General features: G+C 73.4%; 14 protein-coding genes. 9 read left to right on the plus strand and 5 right to left on the minus strand.

The window, feature by feature from the left end:
• The first annotated feature begins 19 nt into the window (after positions 1–19).
• Entirely contained in the window at positions 20–1,288 is a 1,269-nt protein-coding gene (locus tag WMF28_RS26175) for an SGNH/GDSL hydrolase family protein (protein ID WP_437596045.1), read from the plus strand.
• A gap of 90 nt (positions 1,289–1,378) precedes the next feature.
• Here the strand turns inward: WMF28_RS26175 and WMF28_RS26180 are convergent, their stop codons facing one another.
• A complete protein-coding gene (locus WMF28_RS26180; RefSeq protein WP_437596046.1) occupies positions 1,379–1,834 on the minus strand; it encodes a GFA family protein in 456 nt (151 codons plus the stop codon).
• A gap of 124 nt (positions 1,835–1,958) precedes the next feature.
• Here WMF28_RS26180 and WMF28_RS26185 point away from each other — a divergent pair, with 124 nt between their 5' ends.
• The gene (locus tag WMF28_RS26185; RefSeq protein ID WP_437596047.1) at positions 1,959–2,948 is read left to right on the plus strand and encodes a helix-turn-helix transcriptional regulator; all 990 of its coding nucleotides are present in this window, start codon (positions 1,959–1,961) and stop codon (positions 2,946–2,948) included.
• A gap of 21 nt (positions 2,949–2,969) precedes the next feature.
• On the opposite strand, the gene WMF28_RS26190 is transcribed toward WMF28_RS26185, so the two are convergent.
• Positions 2,970–6,323: a protein kinase domain-containing protein gene (locus tag WMF28_RS26190; protein ID WP_437596048.1), complete on the minus strand. Its 3,354-nt coding sequence runs from the start codon at positions 6,321–6,323 to the stop codon at positions 2,970–2,972.
• A 351-nt stretch (positions 6,324–6,674) separates the two neighbouring features.
• On the opposite strand from WMF28_RS26190, the gene WMF28_RS26195 reads away from it, so the two are divergent.
• Genes WMF28_RS26195 through WMF28_RS26205 form a run of 3 tightly spaced genes read left to right on the plus strand, consistent with a single transcriptional unit; the run spans position 6,675 to position 10,512 of the window.
• Positions 6,675–6,989, plus strand: coding sequence for a hypothetical protein (locus WMF28_RS26195; RefSeq protein WP_437596049.1), 315 nt, complete (start codon positions 6,675–6,677; stop codon positions 6,987–6,989).
• The gene (locus WMF28_RS26200; RefSeq protein WP_437596051.1) at positions 6,986–8,353 is read left to right on the plus strand and encodes a hypothetical protein; all 1,368 of its coding nucleotides are present in this window, start codon (positions 6,986–6,988) and stop codon (positions 8,351–8,353) included. Before WMF28_RS26195 ends, WMF28_RS26200 begins: the two co-directional genes overlap by 4 nt.
• Complete coding sequence (locus WMF28_RS26205; protein WP_437596052.1) at positions 8,350–10,512, plus strand: hypothetical protein; 2,163 nt, start codon at positions 8,350–8,352, stop codon at positions 10,510–10,512. The genes WMF28_RS26200 and WMF28_RS26205 overlap by 4 nt, the downstream gene beginning before the upstream one ends.
• A 25-nt stretch (positions 10,513–10,537) precedes the next feature.
• Here WMF28_RS26205 and WMF28_RS26210 read toward each other — a convergent pair whose 3' ends face one another.
• Entirely contained in the window at positions 10,538–11,863 is a 1,326-nt protein-coding gene (locus WMF28_RS26210) for an RNA polymerase sigma factor (protein ID WP_437596053.1), read from the minus strand.
• A gap of 620 nt (positions 11,864–12,483) precedes the next feature.
• Between WMF28_RS26210 and WMF28_RS26215 the strand changes: the two genes are divergently transcribed.
• The gene (locus WMF28_RS26215) at positions 12,484–12,996 is read left to right on the plus strand and encodes a hotdog fold domain-containing protein (RefSeq protein ID WP_437573822.1); all 513 of its coding nucleotides are present in this window, start codon (positions 12,484–12,486) and stop codon (positions 12,994–12,996) included.
• Between the two features lie 320 nt (positions 12,997–13,316).
• Positions 13,317–14,792: a hypothetical protein gene (locus tag WMF28_RS26220; RefSeq protein WP_437596054.1), complete on the plus strand. Its 1,476-nt coding sequence runs from the start codon at positions 13,317–13,319 to the stop codon at positions 14,790–14,792.
• Between the two features lie 148 nt (positions 14,793–14,940).
• On the opposite strand, the gene WMF28_RS26225 is transcribed toward WMF28_RS26220, so the two are convergent.
• Entirely contained in the window at positions 14,941–16,257 is a 1,317-nt protein-coding gene (locus WMF28_RS26225; RefSeq protein WP_437596055.1) for a DUF5690 family protein, read from the minus strand.
• 197 nt (positions 16,258–16,454) lie between these two features.
• On the opposite strand from WMF28_RS26225, the gene WMF28_RS26230 reads away from it, so the two are divergent.
• Positions 16,455–16,955 (plus strand): hypothetical protein, encoded by a 501-nt coding sequence (locus tag WMF28_RS26230; RefSeq protein ID WP_437596056.1) that lies wholly within the window; start codon positions 16,455–16,457, stop codon positions 16,953–16,955.
• Between the two features lie 356 nt (positions 16,956–17,311).
• Here the strand turns inward: WMF28_RS26230 and WMF28_RS26235 are convergent, their stop codons facing one another.
• Complete coding sequence (locus tag WMF28_RS26235) at positions 17,312–18,442, minus strand: hypothetical protein (RefSeq protein WP_437604386.1); 1,131 nt, start codon at positions 18,440–18,442, stop codon at positions 17,312–17,314.
• Between the two features lie 258 nt (positions 18,443–18,700).
• Between WMF28_RS26235 and WMF28_RS26240 the strand changes: the two genes are divergently transcribed.
• Complete coding sequence (locus tag WMF28_RS26240) at positions 18,701–19,063, plus strand: BON domain-containing protein (RefSeq protein WP_437604313.1); 363 nt, start codon at positions 18,701–18,703, stop codon at positions 19,061–19,063.
• Positions 19,064–19,541: the final 478 nt, after the last annotated feature.

Consider the following 19,541-nt stretch of genomic DNA (forward strand, 5'->3'; position numbering starts at 1 on the left):
CAGGCCGAGGCTCGGGCGCTTGCCACGATTTGCGCTCATCGCCGCGGCGATCGCGCTGACGGCTGGTGCATCGGGGCGCCCCGCGCTGGCCGCAGACCCGGCGCCTGACGGACGATGGGTCTCCGCATGGCACGGCAGCCCGACGCCGGGCGGCACGTTCAACTCGCAGGATTGTCCCTCGGATGTCGGCCTCACCGGCCAGACGGTCCGGAACATCGTCCGCCTGAGCGCCGGCGGGAGCTCGGTGCGCGTGCGGATCTCCAACGCCGGGGGCAGCGAGCCGCTCAAGGTGGGCGCAGCGTCGGTCGCCGCCTCGGCGGGCGGCGCGGCGACGGTCGCCGGGACGTCGAAGCCGCTGCGCTTCGCAGGTCAGGCCTCGATCGTCATCGCCGCGGGCGGCGAAGCGGTGAGCGACCCCGTGGCCCTGAACGTGCAACCCCTCCAGACGCTGGCGGTGAACATCCACCTCCCGGCCAAGACCGGGCCGGCCACGCAGCACTACTTCGCTGCGCAGGACAACTTCCTCGCCACGGGCAACCAGACCGGGGCCGGCGCTGACAAGCAGTTCACACGGAAGATCTCGTGCTGGATGTTCGCGTCGGGCGTCGACGTCAAGGCCGCGCCGAACGTCGTCGGCACCCTGATCGCGCTCGGCGACTCGATCACCGATGGATATCTCTCGACAAAGAACAACAACCAGCGTTACCCCGACTTCCTCGCGCAGCGCCTGGCCAGCCGGAAGGGGCAGACCCTCTCGGTGGTCAACGCCGGGATCATCGGGAACGAGCTGCTCACCGTCCGCCCCCAGCTCCAGTTCGGCTACCCCGTCCCGGCCCGCCTCGCGCGCGACGTGCTGACCCAGCCCGGCGCGCGCGCCGTCATCCTGCTGGCAGGCATCAACGACATCGGCGACCGCTCCGCGAAGGCCGCGGATCTGATCCCGGTCTACCAGCAGATCATCCAGGCTGCCCGCGCCGCGGGGCTCAAGATCTACGGCGGCACCCTGGTGCCGTTCGCCGGCTCGACCGGGACCTACAAGGGCGATTATGGAACCGCCAAGGGCGAGCAGGAGCGACAGAAGCTGAACACCTGGATCCGCACCAGCAACGCCTTCGACGGCGTGATCGACTTCGACAAGGCGCTGCGAGATCCGGCCGATCCGAGCCGCCTCCTCCCGGCCTACGACGCGGACAAGCTGCACCCGAACGACGCCGGCTACCAGGCGATGGCGAACGCGGTGAACCTGGACGCGATCCTCGCCGACGTCGTCAAGGCGACCTCGCCGTAACCTCTTCAGTCCCGACGCCACAGGCGCGCTGCGGCTTCGAGGGCCGGTGAGCCGCCGCCCACGGGAGGAGGCGGCCCGCCGGCCTTCGCCTCAAGCGCTCTTCGCGGCCGTGACCGGGTCCACGTACGGCGCGACGGCGAGCTGCTCCCACGTGTCGTGGAGACCGTCCAAGTAGATCACCGGCACGCCGGAGAGATCCGCGTCGTCGAGGCAGTTCAGGTTCACGGAGCAATACTCCCCGCCGAGCTCAGGGAGGTTGCCGTGGCCGAAGACGCGGATCCCGCAGGTCTTGCAGAAGCGGGCGTGGCCGGCCTCGGACCGCGAGTGGTCGCCGAGGACCTCCTCGCCGGCGACGAGACGGAAGGCGCTCGGCTTCACGATGACGCCCCACCACCTGGTCTTCGCGCAGATGGTGCAGTTGCACTGCGTCGTCCCGGCGCTCGGGTCGAAGTCGGCCTCGAAGCGAACGGCGCGGCAGGCGCAGCTTCCCCTGTGGGTCCGGGGGCCGAGGGTCGTCGTGGTTTGCGCGGAAGCGGCGTTGCTCATGGGCGGTAACTCCAGGGATGAGGGGGGCGGGGCGCCTTCAGGCGCCTCGCCCGCGGGTTGAGAGGAGGCTACACTCGATTGCGGACAGATTCGGTCCGCAAGGTTCACCGATGAGGAGCGGCACGTGATCCAGACCTCCGCGCGCCTGCTGAAGCTCCTGTCGCGGCTCCAGTCCCGGCGCTTCTGGACGGGCGGCGAGCTCGCCCGCGAGCTCGAGATCACCGAGCGCAGCGTCCGGCGCGACGTGGACCGGCTCCGGAGCCTCGGGTACCCGGTGCACGCGGCCCCCGGGATCGGCGGCGGCTACCAGCTCGGCGCCGGCAAGGAGCTGCCGCCGCTGCCGCTCGAGGACGACGAGGCGGTCGCCGTCGCCGTGGGGCTGCGCGCCGCCGCGACCGGCCCGGTGAAGGGGCTGGAGGAGGCGTCGGTCCGCGCGCTCGCGAAGCTCGAGCAGGTGCTCCCGAAGCGGCTCCGGCGCAAGGTGAGCGCGCTCGATGCCGTGAGCGTGCGGCTCGGCGAGGGCGGGCCCGGCTTCGACGCGGACGCGCTGGCCGTGATGGCGAACGCGTGCCGCGATTCCGAGGTCCTGCGCTTCGAGTACAGCAGCCACGACGGCACGGCGAGCGCGCGCGTCGTCGAGCCCTACCGGCTCGTGCACACGAGCCGCCGCTGGTACCTGCTGGCGTACGACCTCGATCGGGGAGCGTGGCGGACGTTCCGCGTCGATCGCATCCAGGGCAGGCCGAGGACCGGCGGTCGCTTCAAGCCGCGCCCGCTGCCCGCCGAGGACGTGGCCGCCTACGTGTCGCAGTCGGTCTCGACGGACGCGTACCCGTTCCGCGCGCGCGTGACGGTGCACGCCGCCGCGGACGCCGTCTCGACGCAGCTGTCCGGCGTGGCAGGGCGCATCGAGCCGCTGGGGCCGGACCGCTGCGTGGTCCACACCGGCGGCGGGAGCCTCGAGGCGCTCGCGTTCCACCTCGGGTTCATGGGGTTCGACTTCGAGGTGCACGAGCCGCGGGAGCTCATCGAGGTCCTCCGCCGTCTGGCCGAGCGTCTCGGCCGGGCCGCGGGGCGGGGCGAAGCGGCGGCGCACGACCCGGGCGAGCGCTGAACGACCGCGGCGCGCGCCCGCTCACTCCGAGAGCGCCGCCGCCATCGTCGCGTCGAGCCCGGCCCCCCGGCCCTCGGCGAAGCGCGCCTCGTGGACGGCATCCCCGAGCGCCGCGCGCGCGGCCCCGGCGCACGCGACGAGCGCCGGCCGCTCGATGGGCGGCACCGGCGTGCCGATGGCCTCGCGGAGCGCCGCCGCGCCGCCGAGGAGGCGGGCGCCGCGCTCCGGCTTGCCCGCCCACACCGCCGCGCGCGCGAGCGCCTCCAGGACGCTCGCCGACCGCCAGAGATCGCCGAGCTCCCGGTGCAGCCGCAGGCTCGCCCGCAGGCGCCGGCCCGCGAGGACGAGATCGCCGCGCTCGATCGCGACGAGCCCCAGGAGGTTGCTCGTCCAGGCGATCCCCTCCTTGAACTTCACCTGCTGCGACAGGCCCTCGCTCTCCTCGCAAAGGCGGGCCGCCTCGTCGAGATCCTCGCGGTAGAACGCCGCGCAGCCGAGGTAGAGCAGCGCCGTCGCGGTCCCCTCGCGATCGCCCGCGCTGCGGAGCTCCGGCAGCGCGAGGCGGCAGGCGCCCTCCGCGCGCGCCGTGTCGCCCGAGAGCCACGCCGCGAAGCCCGAGTAGCCGAGCGCGCGCGCCGCCTCGAGCGTGTCGCCGCGGCGCGTGGCCAGCGCGAGGCTCTCGCCGTGCAGCGAGAGCGCGCGCTCGTAGTCGCCCTGCTCGCGGGCCACGCTCCCGAGCATCTGGATCACCGAGGCGAGCCCGCGCTCGTCCCCGAGCTCGCGGTAGAGCGCCGCGCCCCGCTCGAGCAGCGCGCGCGCCTCGCGGTAGTCGCACTGGAGGAGCGCGAGCGTCCCCGCGCCCCGGAGCGCCGGGGCCACGTGCTCGGGCGCGACGCCCGCGGCGGCCCCGAGCGCCCGGCGGAGCCACGCGCGGCCCTCCTGGTAGTGCCCGTGGATGTACCAGAACCGCGCCATCGCGGCGGCGAGCCGGACCGCAGCGCCCGCGTCTCCGCCCTCGATCGCGAGCTCCAGGGCGAGGCGGAGGTTGTCGTGCTCGAGGTCGAGCGCGGCGAGCCACGCGGCCTGCTCGGGCCCGCGGAGCGCCTCGGCCGCGCGCTCGGCGAGCTCCAGCGAGAGCTCCACGAAGCGCCGGTTGCACGCCGCGGCGGCGCCCTCCTCCGCGAGCCGATCGAGGCCGTACTCGCGGAGGATCGCGAGCATCTGGAACCGGGGCTCCTCGCCCGCGGCCTGGAGCAGCAGGCTCTTGTCGATCAGCGACTCGAGGATCCCGAGCGTGTCGAGCGCCGGGTCGCGGAAGGCGCACATCGGGTCCGCCATGGCCAGCGAGAAGCCGCCCGCGAAGACGGCGAGCGTGCGGAAGGCGAGCTGCTCCTCCGGCTCCAGCAGGCCGTAGCTCCAGTCGATGGCGGCCCGCATGGTCTGCTGGCGCTCGGGCAGGTCGCGCGCGCCGCCCGTGAGCAGGCGGAACGAGCCCGCGGCCCCGGAGGGACGCCCGGCGGCGCCGCGGTCGCGGAGGCGCGCGAGCAGCGCCGCGGGGGTGAGGACCCGGAGGCGCGAGGCGGCGAGCTCGATCGCGAGCGGCAGGCCGTCGAGGCGCGCGCAGATCTCCACGACCTCGGCGACGTTCTCGGGGCCGAGCTGGAAGCCGGGCTTGATCGCGGAGGCCCGGCGGCAGAACAGGCTCACCGCCGAGCTGGCCAGCGCGGCAGAGGCCGTGATCCCGCGCGGCTCCGGCAGCTCCAGCGGCGGCACGACGTAGCGCCGCTCGCCCGAGAGGTTCAGCGCGGCGCGGCTCGTCACGAGGAGCGACAGGCGCGAGCAGCTCGCGGCGAGGTGCGCGATCGCCGGCGCCGCGGCCGTCAGGTGCTCGAGGTTGTCGAGCAGGAGCAGGAGCCGGCGGTCGCGGAGGAAATGCACAACGCGCTCCAGATCCGGCCGCGCGCCGCCGTCGCCGAGGCTGAGCGCCTGCGCGATCGCCGAGGGCACGAGCGCCGGCTCGCGCAGCGACGCGAGGGGGACGAAGCAGACGCCGCCGGGGAACACGGGGACGAGGTCCTCCGCGACCTGGAGCGCGAGCCGGGTCTTGCCGGTGCCGCCGACGCCGGTGAGCGTGAGCAGGCCGGCCCCCGGATCGAGCAGGAGCGCGGCGATCTCGGCGCGCTCGCGGGCGCGGCCCACGAACGGCGTGCGCTGGACCGGCAGGTTGTGGCGAGGCCGCTCGGCCTCCGGCGAGGCGCCCAGCGGCGGCGAGGCGCCCAGCGGCGGCGGGGCGCCCTGCGGCGGCGGAGGGCCCGGCGGCGGGGCGCCCAGCCACGCCGGTAGCGGGCCGGGATCGTGGGGTGTGCCGCCGGGGAAAGGCTGGGAGGGGGCCTCGACCGTCCCCGCAAGCTCCATCGTGGAGGTGCGGAGCATGTCGGTCTCCGCGGGGCCTCCAGCCGACCACGGCCCCCCCGCGCCGGGCGGCTCGGCGGGCACCCTGACCGCCTCGAGCGCGGCGCGCAGCTCGAGGCTCTGCTCGCGGACCGAAGGGAAGCGCCCGGCGGGGTCGCGGTCGCACGACCGCAAGAACCATGCGTCGAACGCGGGCGGGAGCCACCGCCAGCGCGTCGACGGCGGGTAGAGCCGCATGACGAGCAGCGCCACCATCAGCTCGGCCATGCTGTTCGCGGTCCAGTAGATGTCGCCGGTCAGGAGCCGCACGACGATGAGCCCGATCGCCCACACGTCCGCCGCGGGGCCGAGCTGGTCCGAGCGCCCGCGCGCCTGCTCGGGGGCCATGTAGATGGGCGTGCCGATGGCCATGCCCGTCGCCGTGATGCTGCCCGACGCGCCGAGCGCGCCGGGTTCGATCTCCTTGACCAGCCCGAGATCGAGGATCTTCACGCGCTCCCGGCCGTCGTCGCCGATCGCGAGGAAGAGGTTCGCGGGCTTGAGGTCGCGGTGGAAGAGGCCCTGCGCGTGGGCGACCTCGAGGGCGTCGGCGACCTCGCCGAGCCAGCGCTGCACCTCGACGGGCGAGCGCTTGCCCTGGGTGGTGACGAGGTGCTCGAGGTCGTGGCCCTGGAGCAGCTCCATCACCAGGAAGGGCGCGCCGTCGAGCTCGGGGGCGACGCCGGCGTCCAGCATGCGCACGAACCCGGGCGCGTCGAGGAGCCGCATCGCCCGGATCTCGCGCTGGAAGCGGGAAGCCGCCGCGTCTCCGGCCGCGTGCGTCCGGAGCAGGACCTTCACCGCGACCCGGCCGCCGCCGTCGAGGTCGTCGGCCATGTAGACAACGCCCGCGCCGCCCCGACCGATCTCGCTCAGGAGACGGTAGCGGCCACCGAGGACGATCAGGCGATCTGGGGAGCGCATCGGGCGGCCGCGGTAGGGACACGATCTCGCGAGGGCCCGCGGCGCCGGCAGCCTACCACACGGCGCCCGCGGCCCGCCCTCGGCCGCTGCCGACCAGGGTGGTGAGCGGGCGCTCCCTGGCGGTCGACGGAGAACAGCTGTCGCGCCGTCGCGCCGTCGCGGTGAGCCGGAGGCGGATCGCGCCGCGCGAAGCGCTCCCGCGCGCCGCGCGAAGCGGGTATGATCGAGACAGCGTGGAGGGACAGCGCCGAGCACCACCCAGAGCCCGCGCTCCAGCGCGGCGCGCGATCCGGGAGCCGGCGCTCCGCGCCCGGAGGGCCGCCCCCTCGCCGCTCGCCAGGAGAGAGCGCCATGACCAGCCCCGTTGACAAGAACGACGTGTTCCTCATCCCGATGCCCGGCAAGCGCGTCGCGCGCATCCCCGTCGCCGTCCTCGAGCGCTACCTCGACGACGAGACGCGCATGGTGCACGACCCCGGCGAGCCGGAGAGCGACGTGACCGCCCACGCGATGTCCGTCGACCCCGCGACGGGCGCGAGCGTCTGGCACACCGAATGGGAGCTGGGCCCGTGCGATTACACGGACGAGAGCGGGTTCCCGCAGAGCGCCTATGCGTGGCACCGCCACCCGCTCGGGACCGAGTACACCGAGATCTACCAGAAGTGAGCGCACCTCGACCGGCCTTGCCCGTCGCCGCGCGCGCCCGTCGTCCACGCCGACCCGGCGCGGCGCTCCTCGCGGCGGGCGGCGGCGCGCTCGTCCTCGCCGCCGCCTGCATCGAGCGCGGCTACCCCCTCGCCGGGAGCGGGCAGGTCGAGCTCCGCGCCGACGTCGCCGGACCGCTGTTCGCGGCCGACACGCTCGACGCGACGGGCAGGCCGGTGCCGCCCCGCCAGGGCCCGTGGCGCACCGACGTCTCGCTCAAGCTCACCGAGGCGAACGAGCCGGCGTACGGCGCCTACGTCGAGGTCCGCGTGGTCCCGAGCGAGGCGCTCGCGCTGCACCCGGCGGACGGCGCGGAGGGCGACCGGGCCTCGTGCGGCATGAAGGACGGCGCGTTCCGCTGCACCGCCGGCACGCAGGGCTACGCCGGCCTCACCGCGGCCTCCGAGGGCGACTGGTCCGGCGAGGCGCGGCTCGTCGTCGCCTGGGCCGACCGCACCGAGGAGCTCTCGATCACGGTGCTCCCCGCGGGCTTGCCGGAGGACGCCACAAACTTCGCGCTCATCGCGGGGGGCCTCGGCGACAGCGACCGGGTGCTCGCGACGTACCTGCCCCTCGCGTGCACGCTCGGCCCCCTGCCGGACGACCTCGGCGCCACCTGGCGGCCGGGCGCGATCCGGTCGCGCGAGGCGCGCGTCCGCGCGTCGCCCCCCCAGGACGCGCCGGGCGTGGTGGAGCACGCCCCCGTGATCATCGAGTCGCTGCACAGCGAGGCCGCCCTCTCGCTCGCCCCGGATTGCCGCGAGCGGGCCACGCGCCTGCGCGTGCTGCTCGGCGCGACCGGGGAGAGCCCGCCCTTCACCCTGTGCTTCAGCGACCTCGGCGGCGAGGTCAAGCTCGCCGTGAGCTCGGGGCAGAAGGCGATCGAGCCGAACCCCTCGCTCACCGTCGACCCCGAGCCGCGCCTGCTCCGCGTGCGCTCCCTCCGGAGCGTCGTGACCGCGGGGACGCCGGGCGATCTCTTCGAGGTGAGCGCCTACAACGCCGAGCGCGTGCGCATCGCCGTCCCCGTCGACCTCACCGTCGACGACGACCAGGTGATCGCGCTCGGCGGGGCGTCCGTGACCCTGCGCGGCGAGGAGAGCGAGGCGACGATCATCCAGGGCATCGCGGTCGCGCCGGGGACGACGGTGCTGCGGGTGACGCCGCGCCTGCTCGCGCGCCCGGAGTGCTCCTCGGAGCCCATCACCGTCGTCGAGCCCGAGCCGAGGCCCGAGCCGGAGCCCGAGCCCGAACCGGAGCCCGAACCGGAGCCCGAACCGGAGCCCGAACCGGAGCCCGAGGAAGAAGGGGAGGGCTCGCCGTGAGTGCACGCAAGTCCTCGATATTCCTATCGATCACCGCGCTCGCGGTCGCGCTCGCGGCGCCCGCCACCGCGCCGGCGCAGGACGAGCCCGAGGGCGACGCCGGCGAGGGCGACGCGCCCGCGGGGGGCTCGGCCTCGGCGCGGAGCGCGGCGGGCGCGCTGCCGATGGCCGTCCCCGCCGACTTCGGCGGCAGCCTGCAGGTCGTGCGCGCCCCGGCGGGCACGGCCGGCGCCGCGGCGTCGTCGGCGGGCGGACCGGAGATCTTCCCGGACGCGCGCCGCGTCTGGATGACCGTCCGCGACACCGATCCGGTCCCGATCGAGGCGGCCCGCCGCGGCGGCCGCTGGCTCTGCAGCGGCGGCGGCTGCGCGGCGCAGACCGGCGAGCCCGGGCAGAGCCCCGTCGGCGACCAGGTCCTGCGCTCGATCAAGCTCCAGACCCCGACGCTGCCCCTCCCGCTCACGATCTGGGGGCGGCTCAGCGAGGACGGCCAGCGCCTGCTCGACTTCGATCCGGTGCTCCTCGGCCGCCGCTCGTACCGGCACGTCTGCGCCTACCGGCCGGTCGCCGAGGCCGCGAGGTCCCCCTCCGGCGCGCCGGCCGCGCCGTCGCCCGAGCGCGTCGACGTCTGCCGCGACGGCCGGCCCGAGCCGCCGCCGGCCGACGCGGGCGAGCTCACGCTGGGCATGCAGTGGCCGAAGCAGTCGGAGATGGCCGACTTCCACTACCTCGCCATCGTCGACAGCTGCGGCAACGCCCGGGTGCAGCCGTTCCAGCGCACGTTCACGGTGCCGGTCCTCGAGGTCGCCTCGGGCGCCTGCGGGCGCCCCGACGGCAAGGTGCTCCGCGTCTTCCCGGGCGGCGGCTGGCTCCGCGTCTCCGCCTTCAACCTCCACGCGCCCGCGGCGGGCAACGTGGTCAACGCGACGTACCGGGTCACGATCCCGCCGCTCGAGAACCTCGTCGAGTCGAACCCCGCGCGGCTGCTCTTCCCCGATCCGCTCGCCGACGACCTGAAGGTCGACTGCGGCCCCACGCCGATCGCGCAGCGCGCGGATCTCGGGGGCGCCCCGCCGGGGAGCCACCGTCCGCCCGGGCCCCTGCCCCCGGCCGCCGCCCCGCCGGGGGGCCGGGCGCCTCCGCGCGCCGCGGCCGGTCCGGCGGCGGCGCAGGCCCCCTCGCCGGCGCCGCCGCTCGGCGCCCTGCCGCCGCGCCGGGCGCCCGACGTGGATCCGTCGCGCCCCGGGCCGCAGCCGCTCGCGCACGGCGCGGTCGTCATCTCGCCGGCGCCGCTCCGGCTGGGCAACTGCCGGATCCGGCTGACGGGCCAGACGAAGCACCGCCTCGTGGCGCCGCTCGCGCTCCACGTCTCGCTGACGCGCACCGACCAGCTGCGGGGCGGCGCACCGATCGAGCTCCTCCAGGACGGCACGTGGATCGTCACGCCGAGCAGCGCGGAGTTCCCGCTGCCGCCGCTCGCAGAGGATTTCGACGGGGACGCGCGGCTCCGGCTGGCCGTCTACAGCCATCCGCTGAGCCCGCAAGGCAAGGTGGTGCTCGTCTCCGACGCGGGCCGCGTCGCGAGCTCGCTCCGCTCGAGCGAGCCCGGCGATCCGGAGCGCGCCCGGCGGCTCGTGGGCTCGGTGGCGATCCACTCGGTCCCGCTGTGCGGGGAGGACAACTTCGAGACGCTGGACGCCGCGGGGAGCTGCTTCCGCGCCTACCTGACCGTCCCGGCGATGCTCGCGACCCTGCAGGTCACCCGCGCGCCGTGGGTGGAGAAGCCCCTCGTCACGCGGAGCGTGCTCAGCGCGGTCGGCGTGGCGCTCGCTGTCGATCGCTACGACCCGGTGGAGCGCCGGGCCTTCCCGGTCGCGGCGCAGCTCGGTGGCTTCGTGCAGACGCTCGGCGAGGGGCGGGTCGGGTTGCTCGGCTACGTGGGCGTCGCGCCGACGGTCCCGATCCTCGGCTCGGGGGGCAACACCACGTCGTTCGGCTTCCTGGCGGGGATCGGGCTGGAGTACATCACCAACGAGGCGGGGCCCGACGAAGGGCTCAAGCCGGCCGCGTTCGTCTCCGCGGTCGTGCAGGTGGGCCAGGCCGCCCCGCAGGTCTCCACGAGCGGCCGGGCGAGCTTCGGCACGTACGCGGGCGACTGAGCCGCCGCGCCGCGCGGCGCGCGCTCTAAGGATCGGGCAAGGCCTCGTCCAGCTCGTCGAGCAGGCGCCTGTCGATCGCGGGATCGAGCAGGGCCTCGTCGAGCAGCGTGCGCGCCTCGGGGCGGCGCCCCGCGAGCAGGAGCGCCCGGATCCAGAGCACCTTCCGCTCCACCCCGAAGGCGCTCTGCGGCATCTCGCGCTCGTAGCGCTCGAGCGCCGCGATCGCCCGGGTCGGCTCGCGCCGCTGCACCGCCGCGCTGCACGCCTCGAACAGGGCGATGTCGAGGCTGCTGCCGGGCACCTCGCCCTCGACCGCGGGCACCTCGGGCGCGACCGGCGCCGGAGCGCGCTCCTCCCTGTCGGGCGCGGGGACGCGCGCTCGCCGCTCGACCGGGGTGCGCCTCGGCGGCGCCTGGACGGGCTCCGGGGCCGGCGGCTCCTCGGGCGGCGCCGGCTCCTCGGGCGGCGCCGTCGGCTCGACGGGCGGCGGCGAAGGATGCACGGCGGTGATGATCGCGGGCGCGAGGTGCCTCACCGTCGGTGGCGGCGGCTGCTCCGGGGTCCGGAGCGCCAGCCAGAGCGCCCCGGCCGCCGCCGTGGCCACGACGGGCGCGGCGACGAGGGGCCCGACGCCCACGCTCGGCAGCACCTGCTGGGCGAGCTTCACGAGCCCCTTGAGCCACGCCGCGGCTTCGTTCAGCGCCTTGCCGACGCCGGTCTTCCCTGCGCTGCCCTCCTTGAGCGCCCGCGCCGACTCCTGCACGCGGCGGAGGATCGACAGCTGGACGTCGTCGGGCATGCGCGGCGCGACCTGGGTGGTGGCGAAGAGCGCCGCCGGATCCAGGGGCAGCACGAAGCGCGGGCCCTCTTTCTTCCGCTCCTCGCGCCGGCGCTTCGCGATGAGATCGTGGAATATGGCCATGGCGCGCGCGCGCCACTTGTACGCCGTCGACAGCGGGATGCCGCGCTGCTGCGCGAGATCCGCCATCGGGACGCCCTCGAGGTCGTGCTCGACAAGGATCGAGTGCGCGTCCACGTCGAGCCGATGCAGCAGCTCGATCACCATGAGGCGCTCCTGGTCCGAGATCAACAGCTCGTCCGCGCTCTTGGACTCGTCGACGAGGACCGGGAACTCCTCTTCCTGCACCAGCTCCTCGTAGCGGTGCCGGGCGCGCTCCCGGTAGTGCGCGGCGGTGTGAACCGCGATCCGGTTCAGCCAGCGCTCGGGCCGGGAGATCTCAGGTTTGTAATTGTCGAAGCTCACATACGCAGAAAGCAGGACGTCCTGCGCGAGGTCTGCACGGTCGCGCAGGGGAACTCCCAGGCGCGTCAGCCAGCGCCAGACGAGCATGAATGTTTTTTCACGAAAGAGCAGCTCGAAGGCTCGCTCCTTCTCGGGTGGACCACCTTGGCCCGGGCGGCGAGGTCGTGTCATACACAAGAAAAATTCCGGGCACGGAGGGGGGATTGCCGCTCGGGGCAGGCCACGAGCGGCGAGCGCGGGGGCCTGGCGACCGCTCGCGAGCGCATGGAGGCCTGGATCCGCGCGGGATCCTCGCGCCGGCGGCGTCTCGAGGCGTCCCTGGATCCATCCGAAATTCGAATAATATTCACGCGTACAATTCTTCTGGTGAATGAATCTTTCCGGCTCGCTCCAGGACCCTGAAGGAGGGGCCTTGGGACGTAAGCGCTGGCCGGCGGGATCTGCCGAGATCGTCCCGTGGCGCGAGCCAGGAGCGGGCGCGGCGGGCGGCCCCAGCCGTGTGGCCGCGCGCCAGCACTGCCCATCACGCTCGCGGCATCGGCGCCGAAGCGCGGGCGCTGTTCGCTGCGCAACCGATGTATCTGCGCTGCTCCGTGGCGTGCCGGACAGGCTGCCGCCTCGCTTCGCGACGGGAGCGGGGGAGCAACATTCCGGGTGCGTGCGCGGGCGACTTGGGGCACCCTGGCGCTGCCACGCGGATCCAGCGCATGAACCTCTCTGACTTTTCTCTCGCAGCCATCGCGGCGAGCTCGCGCCGCAACACCATCCGCGAGCTCTGGGACAGGCTGCACCTCCTGCCCGGGGGCAAGCGCCTGTTCAGCCGGCTCATCGGCGCGATGGCGCCGTACACCGGGACGATCCGGGCCGACATCGAGGTCCTCGAGCGCGGCCGCGCGGAGGTATCGATGCGCGACCGGCCCGGGCTGCGCAACCACCTCCGCTCGGTGCACGCCGTCGCGCTCGTCAACCTCGCCGAGCTCACCGCCAACACGGCGCTGGCCTACGCGCTGCCCGACGACGCGCGGTTCATCGTCGCGGGCCTCTCGATCGAGTACCTGAAGAAGGCGCGCGGGACGCTCCGCGCCGTCTGCGAGTGCCCTGTCCCGGACACGAGCGAACGCAGGGAATACCCGATCCCCGTGAGCCTGCGAGACGCGACAGGAGCCGAGGTCGCCCGCGCCGTCCTCCGCAGCCTCGTGGGTCCGAAGAAGCAGCCCTGATTCAGCAGCAGCCCTGAGTCAGCAGCAGCCCTGAGTCAGCAGCAGCCCTGTGCGACGGAGCGATCCTGAGTCCGCAGCACCCCTGTGCCTCGGAGCGCCCTGCGCTCCAGGCACCTCTGCGCTCCAGAGCCCCCTGCCCTCGGAGCAATCCTGTGCTTCGCGGCAATCCTGTGTCCCGAGCCACGCTTGAATATCGGGGTTCCACTCACCTCGCTCGAAGCGTCTCACCCAGCACCACACCCGACCAGATTCCAGATTCCAGACAGCGGCTCGGACCAACGCACTCGACAAAGCGCTGTAGGGGTGTTTCGATTCTGTTCATGGAGAACCGCTCAACGATGGTGGCGCTCGCCGCGACGGGGATCTGCGCGATCTTCGCGGCCTGCGGTGGGGCCGATGGCGGCTCGGTCGCCGGCGGCGGGACCGGGGGCGTGGCGGCGACTGGGGCCGGCGCGGGCTCGGGGACGAGCTCCGAGACCGGCTCGGGGACGAGCTCCGAGACCGGCTACGGCCCCGATGAACCGGGAGGAACCAACGCCGGGAACAGCACCGGCACGGGAGATGGCGCCGGCGGCGACGCCTCGTGCGCGGGCGAGTCGAGCACCGCCGAGATCGTGCCGCTCGACCTCTACATCATGCTCGATGCGTCCGGGTCGATGGACGAGCGGCTCGCGGGGGGCGTCACCAAGTGGGACGCCGTCACCGAGGCGCTCGAGGCCTTCTTCACCGACTCGCAATCGGAGGGGATCGGCGTCGGGCTCCAGTACTTCCCGCTGCCCGACGACGACGTGCCTCGATCCTGCACGACAAACGCGCAGTGCGGCGACAACGGGCCGTGCGCGCTCCGGGTCTGTCGCGACACGTTCCCCACGAGGATGGCGGAGTACTGCGCCACGGACGCGGACTGCTCGGAGAGCGACGCGTGCGTGGACCTCGGCGTCTGCTCCCGCAACGGCGATCTCTGCGCGGACGTGGGAGCGACCTGCGCCAACCGCGGGGGCACGTGCATGAGGGTGACCCGGAGCAGCTGCGCGAACCCGGACTCGTGCGTCACCGAGGACTACGCGACGCCCGCCGTCTCGATCGAGCCGCTCGACGCCGCGCGGGCCGAGGTGCTCGTCCGGTCGATCGCCCGGACGGATCCCGTCGGGGGCACGCCCACCGCCGGCGCCCTGTCCGGCGCGCTCGCGCAGGCCCGAGCGCACGCCGAGGCGAACCCGACCCACCGGGTCGTCGCCGTGCTCGCCACCGACGGGATGCCCACCGAGTGCAAGCCGAAGGACGCCGACGGCCTGGCGGCGCTCGCGGCCGAGGGGGTGAGCGGCACGCCGAGCATCTCCACCTTCGTGATCGGCGTCTTCGACGGCAACGACGACGGCGCCCAGGCCACGATGGACCGCATCGCCGAGGGCGGCGGGACGGAGTCGGCCTTCTTCATCGACACGAACGAGGACGTGACGCAGGCCTTCCTCGACGCGCTCAGCGCGATCCGCGGCAAGAGCCTGGCGTGCGAGTACCAGGTCCCCGCGCCGTCGGCCGGGCAGACGCTCGATTACGACACGCTCAACGTCCAGCACACCTCGCCGAACGGCGGCGCCGAGTCGACAATCTTCTACGTGGCCGACGAGGCGAGCTGCGACGCGGCCGCCGGCGGCTGGTACTACGACGTCGACCCCGCGACCGGCGGCGCGCCGACGAAGATCGTGATGTGCCCCGCGACCTGCACCCGGTTCCAGGAGGGCGGCCAGGTCCAGCTCCGCGTCGGCTGCAAGACCGAGATCCCGCCGGTCAACTGAGCCCCTTCCCCCTGCGCTCCCGGAGGGGACAGAGATCTCACTCTCTCTGTCCCCTCTGTGCCTCTATGGTCCCAACGCTTCATCCCCCCACGACAGCGGGGACGAGCTTCGGGGATACGGAGCTGGAGGAGCGCTGCCGCGCGGGGCTTCAGGCGTCGACCGCCGGGCGCGCGCCGGGGACCGGGGCGCGCGTGCGCAGCCAGAAGTACGCCGCCGACGCGGCGAAGAGCGCCGCGCAGAGGGAGGCGGTGGCGTAGCTGAAGCCGACGAAGAACTCGATCCACGAGAGCTTCGCCTGGCCGAAGCTCTTGTAGAGCAGCAGCGCCACGCTCCCGAGATAGCCGAACGCGTCGGCCGCGGTGATCAGGAAGCCCGCCGTCGCCACCGAGCCCACCGCGGCGATGAGCCGGTCGAAGAGCACGCAGTTGAACGGGACATACCCCACGTAGAGCCCGAGCCCGACGCTGATCATCCAGGCGACCGGGCCGATGACGCCCGCCTGGTAGAGCGCGGTGCTCAGCCCGGCGAGCACCGCGCCGGCGACCATGATGCCGTGGACCACGACGAGCGCCGTGCGGTTGCTCCGGATCCCCATCATCACCGCGACAGAGACGAGCGCGCCGATGGCCACGGGGATCTCGGCGGTCGTCAGGATCGCCGGCTGATCGGCGTAGTCGAGGGCGTCCCAGATCTCGCGGGCGAAATTGTCCCGGAAATCGCGGTAGGCCGTGAGGACGATGTAGCCGAGGACCAGGGTCGCGAGCCCGCCGGCGTTCGCCGCGACGAACGCGCGCCGCGCGGCGCGGTCCATCGGCGCGCGCCGCGTCCGGAGCGCCTCGTCGTCGGCCGTGGGCGGCGGGATCTGCGCGAGCATCCACACCGAGAGGAGCAGCGGCGGGAAGAAGAGCGCGCCCGTCACCGCGGGCATCCACACCTCCGGCACTCCCCAGCCGAGCGTCAGTTTGCCGATGGTCTTCACGAAGCCGCTGGCGACGATGAAGCTGGCGCAGAGGCCGGCGCCGAGCAGGTCGCTCACGCGGCGGCCCTCGAGGAAGCCGAAGACGAGCCCCCAGACCATGCCGAGCGGCAGCCCGTTCAGCACGAGGAAGAGGGCGGCGTACGGGGTGGGGACGAGCGCGAACAGGACGAGCGCCGCCTCGCTCACGCAGATGCACGTGAGGATGGCGAGGGCGCGCCGCTCGGGCCGCATCTCGGAGACGACCTTGATGCCGAGGAACTTCGAGGCGCAGTACCCGATCACCTGAGCGATGATGTAAAAGCTCTTCAGATCGAGGTCCGGGAGCAGCGGCAGCGCGACCGCGCCCGTGAAGGTCCCGACCGCGAACGGCTTGCGAAAGGCGTACATGCAGAAGTACGTCGCGAACGCGGCGAGCATGGCGAACGCCGAGAACACCGGGGCGGGCGCCCGTTCGAGCCATCTCGTCACGCTTCTCTGGGCCGGCATGGGAGCTCCGAGGAAGGCGGGAGGGTAATCACGGGTGCGCGGCAAGCGCATGGATTTTCGGCGCGGCAAGCGCATGGATTTTCGGCGCGGCAAGCGCATGGATTTTCGGTGCGGCGCACGACCGTTCCCTTCGGCGCGCGTCCGTGCGAGACATGGATCCTGCGCCGTGACCCCCGGCGCGGCCGGGAGGGCACGCCTTGGGAGACCTGTCAGCGCTCGCCGCAACGAAGATCGTGCAGGACGTCGCGCCCGCGGCCCCTTCGCTCGGCCGGGACGAGCGGCTGCGCGGCGCGGTCGCCCTGCTCGCGCTGGGCCTCGCCGCCGGGGGAGCGGGCGAGCTCTCCTACGACCAGCTGAAGCGGCGCTGCCGCGACGCCATGGCGCGGGATCCTGTCGACTCGCTCGCGGTGATGATCCTCGGGAGCTCGTACCTGTTCTACCAGGCCGAGCACGGCGAGAACCCACGGTGCGCCAGCTTCCTGGACGCCCTCCTGTTCATCTCGACCTGCCTGTCCGGCGGCTACGTCGACCGCTTCGCGCACACCGCCGCGGGCAAGGCGATCGCCTCCTTCGTGATGACGATGGGCCCGGCGCTCGCGACCTCCGCGCTCGGCGCGCCGCAGGGCACACAGGATCAGGGCCGGGCGATCGTCGAGCGGCTGGACGGGATCCTCGAGGCGCTGCGCGCGCCGAGGTGAGCGGCGGCGCCGGCGCCGCTGTGTCCGATTGCCTGCGTCGACTCCCTAGGCCATCTCAGGGAGAGCCCTAACTCGCGATGTCGTGGCTGTGGCACAACGTCTCGATGAGACGCTTTGTCGCTCTGGCATGAGGCACTTTGCACCTCGGCGCGTGCGCGGCGGGGCGTAATCTTCCTGAAATCGGAGTGAAACATCGGCCCGCATGGCCTGGAATACCCCTTGCGATGTCCGGGCGCGCCGGGGCATCGGGGCCTGGGCCATTTTCAGGTCACGCGGCGCCGGACAGGCGCGCAGAGCAGGCGGCCCGATCACTGCTGTCCCTCGTGCCCCCGAGCGTCGACCGAGCGTCGACTGGATCACGAGAGAGGAGCGACGCGACTTCGCTGCCGTGTCGCTCGTATCGCGAGGAAGGCGGAGGAGTCATGCCGAATCGTCAGGGTTGGATCGACGAGGAACATAACGACGGGCGGACGCACGACGAGGAGAGGTCTGGGCGGCACCAGGGACAGCGAGGGGAGGATGGATATCGAGGCGAGCGCGGGGCCTCGGGCGATGCTAGCTACGGGCATCGTGGCAATTACGAGCAAGTCGTCCAGCGAGACGATCAGCGCCATTCCCGAGGCGGTCAGCACGACTTCCGCGGCGGGTGGGATCAGCGGGAGTTCGGCGGCCGCGGTCACGAGGGTGAGCGCGGCGACGGCGGCGAGCGCGGCTGGGGGGGCCGGCAGGATCGCGGCTGGGCAGAGCGCGAGGATCACGGAGGCCCGCGCCAGGCCTCGGGCGCCCCGCGGGATGACGTCCAGCGAGGAAGTCGCGACGATCTTGGCTCCGGGCGTGGTCACGGAGGCGGCCAGGGCGGCTTCTGTGGCGGCCAGGGCGGCTTCGGCGGCGGCCAGGGCGGTCACGGCGGCCAAGGTCACTTCGGCGTCGGCCAGAGCGGCCACGGCGGCCAAGGCGGCTTCGGCGGCAGCCAAGGCGGTCACGGCGGCGGCCAGGGCGGATCTGGCGGCGGTCAGGGCGGTCACGGCGGTCAGGGCAGCTTCGGTGGCCAGGGTGGACTCGGCGGTTATGGCGGCGGCCAGGGTGGATTCGGGGGCAGCCAGCGCGGCTTCGGTGGCCCGGGCGGATTGGGTGGCCAGAGCGGCTATGGCGGCCAGGGCCACTTCGGCGGTGAGCGCGGGTTCGGCGGCGGCCAGAGCGGCTATGGCGGCCAGGGTCACTTCGGCGGTGAGCGCGAGCTCGGCGGCGGCCGGGGCGGCTACGGCGGCCAGGGCCAGGGCGGATTCGGGGGCAGCCAGGGCGGCCACGGTGGCGGCCAGGATGGCTACGGCGGCGGCCAGGGCAGCTTCGGTGGTCAGGGTGGATTCGGCGGCAGCCAGGGCGGCCAGGGCGGCTTCGGCGGCCAGGGTGGATTCGGTGGCCAGGGTGGATCTGGTGGCCGCCAGGGCGGCTTCGGTGGCCAGGGAGGCTTCGGCGGCGGCCAGCACGAAGGCTACGGAGCCCGGGGCGGCCTCCGGCAGTGGGCCGACGACGAGCGCGGCTGGAGCGAGCGATCAGGACACCAGCGTGGGTACGCGGGCCAGGAGTCACGCTTCCGCGGCGATCACGGCTATCCGTCCGGCGAACAGCCCTCCGGCGGACAGGGCTCAGGCGGACAGAGCTTCCTCCAGACCGTCGGACTGGGCGGAAACGTCGGCGGTTCGCGCGGCCGCCCGCCCAGAGGATACAAGCGCTCGGACGAACGGATCCGGGAAGACCTCTGCGACCGGATCTCGGATGACCCTGATCTCGACGCGAGCGACGTCGAAGTGAAGGTGCAGAACGGCGAGGTCGTCCTCTCCGGCACCGTCCGCGAGCGCCGCTTCAAGCACCAGCTCGAGGTGCTCGCGGAGCGGATCTCGGGCGTGACCGACGTGCGGAACGAGATCCGGATGTACCGCGAGCAGCAGCAGAACGAGGCGAAGACGAGCGCCGGGCTGTCGTCGAGCGAGCGCTCCGCCGCGGGCACGTCCAGCGCCGCCGCGGGCGCGTCCGGCGCCGCGACCTCCATGGGCGCGACGACGCCCTCGGAGACGAAGAACAACGAGTCGCGCCGGAACGCCTCGTAGTCAGCCGCCGGCGGGCTCGCTGCTGAAGCACCCGCTTGTGACGGGACCGAAGCCGAAGAAGATTGTCCCCATCGGCCTCTCCTCCTCGTGGTGGTTCGTTCACAGCGCCCACGGGCGCACGGAGAGGCCGTTCTGCAAGCCTTCCGTTCAAGCACTTGGAATTGCTGGTTCCCGAATCAGGATCGGCCAGTAGGGTACAGCTATACGGTAGGATGCCTTCCGCTTGGTGCTACGTCGCGGTAATCCCAGGCGTTTCAGGCGTGGAAGACCTGCCTGATCGCATAAGGCCCGTTCTGTCAATGAGCTCGTACCGTCGGACTGCACGAGTCAGGAACGGCTCCGAGAATCTTGACTTTGCGGAACGCGTTTGCTTGTCCTATCCGCCTGGGTGCTCACCCGAGAGGCTTGCGTTCCGGCGACGCACCTCCGGGGCTCGCCAGAACGCAAGCCCCGGAGGTGAGCCCAGCGAGCTCCCTCA

Origin of the sequence: Sorangium sp. So ce590 (assembly GCF_051521365.1) — a bacterium.
In the GTDB taxonomy this organism is placed as follows: Bacteria; Myxococcota_A; Polyangia; order Polyangiales; family Polyangiaceae; genus Sorangium.